Below are 2,508 nucleotides of genomic sequence, written 5' to 3'. Positions count from 1 at the left end.
GGGCGGGCCTCGGTTCAGGGCGTCCATCACTGTCTCGGCGCAGGCTGACGTGGAGGCCATCGCTGCTTGTCTGCGGCCTGGATGGTCAGGTGGTGCGTACAGGAGCAGTCGTCTGCTTCCGCTGGAAAGGGTCGAAGGAATGGCTGTGAAGGAACTCCGTCCTCATCAGCGGGAGGCCGTGGACGCGGTACTCCGGTCGCTCGAGTTTCCTGCACGTTCCACTGTGCCCGAGCGGGGTCTGCGCACTCAGGTGATCATGGCCACCGGAACCGGCAAGACCTTCGTCGCCGCACGGAGCGCCGAGGAGCTGCGTGCCGGCCGTGTGCTGGTGCTCGTCCCCTCGCTGGATCTGCTCGCGCAGACTGAGGCTGCGTGGCGCGACGGAGGCCGTACGGGTCCGATGGTCGGGGTCTCCTCCCTGCGGGGCGGGGACGTGGCCTTCCCCAACACCACGGACGTGGGTGAGCTGGTCGACTGGGTGCGGCCGTTCGACAAGGTCACCGTGTTCGCCACCTACGCCTCCCTCGGCCTCGGCACACTCGAGCGCGCACACGCCGCCGGCCTCCCCGGGTGGGATCTGATCGTGGTCGACGAGGCGCACCGGACGTCGGGACGGCTGGGCAAGCCGTGGGCCGTTGTCCACGACAACACCCGCATCCCCGCCCTGCGGCGCCTGTACATGACGGCTACGCCGCGGCTGTGGCAGCTGGACGAGGACGCCGGCCAGGGCGCGCCGGGTGAGCTGGTCGCGTCGATGGAGGACGATCCGGACGGGCCGTTCGGGGCGCGCTGTTACACGCTGACGCTGTCGGAGGCGATCGACCGGGGAATCTGTGCGCCGTATCAGGTGGTGTGCGTGGACATCACCGACACCCGGCTCCAGGCCGCGCAACTGCTGGGTGTGGAGGGGCGTTCGGACGAGGTCCGCGGGGCCCGGCTCGCAGCCCTCCAGGCCGCGCTGCTCAAGGCATCCTCGGAGGAAGGGTTCCGGCGCACGCTGGTCTTTCACCATGTGGTGAAGGAGGCCGAGGCGTTCGCGGTCGGCCTCCCGAACGTGGGCGCGCAGCTGCACGCGGCCGATCCCGCGCTGTACCCGAAGGCGATCTGGGCGGACTGGCTGTGCGGTGACCACAAGCCGGGACGTCGCCGCCGGGTTCTCGATGAGTTCGCGGCCGGCATCGCCACGGACGGCACGGTCGTCGAGAAGGGCTTCCTGGGCTCGGTGAAGGTGCTGGGCGAAGGGGTCGACACCCGCAACTGCGACTCCGTCTACTTCGCCGACGTCCGCGGCTCCATGCCCGACCTCGTCCAGGCCGTCGGCCGCGCGCTGCGGATGCGGCCCGGCGAGGGCAAGGTCGCCTCACTCGTGGTGCCGGTCCTGCTGGGACCAGGCGAGACGGCGGACAACATGCTCACGTCGCGGGCTTTCGGCGGGCTCGCGAAGCTGCTGGAGGCGCTGCGGGCGCACGATGCCCGGGTGGTGGAGCAGCTCGCCGAGCCCCAGGCGGCCAGCCGGGTGAGGGGCGTGCAGAGCCGCAGCGGGGAGTCGGAAGGCGAGGAAGCCGGGGGCGACCGAAGCGACCGTGGTCTGTCGGTGCCGGCCCGGGCACTGCTGAAGTTCTCCACTCCACGTGACCCGGTGCAGCTGGCCGCGTTCATCAACCTGCGGGTCCTCAACCCCGAGCACGCCCACTGGCGGCGCGGGATAGAGGCCGCCGTCATCTACCAGCGGCTCCACGGTGACCTGAAGGTGCCGTTCACGTACCGCGTGCCCGGCGGGGAGGACCAGGCGGTGGAGTCCGAGATCGAGGGGTGGCCGGCCTCGCTCGCCGGTTTCCCGCTGGGGCAGTGGATCGCCGACAACCGGCGGTTCCACGCACGCGGGGACATGGACGCCGACCGCGTCGCGCAGCTGGAGAAGCTGGGCATGGTGTGGTCGCACTTCGACGTCGCGTGGGAGGAAGGTCTCGCGGCGGCGCGCGGGTGGGCGGCCGAGGCGGGCCACCTGCTGGCCCCGACCGACGCCACCTACAACGGGTACCGGGTGGGCATCTGGCTGAAGAACCAGCGGGCCGCAGCCCGGAAGGCCGCCGAGGTCGAGCAGCGGCGCGCCGAGGGCCTGCCCGTGGGCTCCGTCGCCGGGGCGCTGTCGGACGAGCGGCGCGAGCAGCTGGAGGACATCGACCCGTCCTGGTGCCCGGCCTGGCCCGTGGAGTGGCAACGCGCCTTCCACCTCGTCCGCCGGCACCTTGAGGCCGGCGGCACGCTGCCCACGTCGCCGGGCAAGGCCGTACACCAGGGCGAAGACCTCGGCCGGTGGGTCCGCTCGGTCCGGTACGGCTGGGACAAGCTCACCGGCGTGCAGCAGTGGCTGTGCGAATACATCCTCGGCATCACACCCGCAGGCGAGGACGAGAAGCCCAAGCCGCGCCGTTCGCAGGCCGACAAATGGGCCATGAACTACGCCGCGGCCAAGCAGTACTACGAGCGCGAGGGACACCTACGCGT

1 protein-coding gene is annotated in these 2,508 nt (G+C 71.2%); it reads left to right on the top strand.

Features of this window, described 5'->3' with window-relative positions:
* Nucleotides 1–139: 139 nt before the first annotated feature.
* A partial coding sequence (locus RIF68_RS34135; protein WP_309055349.1) for a Helicase associated domain protein occupies nt 140–2,508 on the top strand: 2,369 nt, incomplete at its 3' end.

It is taken from the genome of Streptomyces sp. (assembly GCF_031178505.1).
Taxonomy (GTDB): Bacteria; Actinomycetota; Actinomycetes; order Streptomycetales; family Streptomycetaceae; genus Streptomyces; species Streptomyces gulbargensis.
Note: the sequence above shows the minus strand (reverse complement) of the source record. Positions and strands in the feature narration are given on the sequence as shown.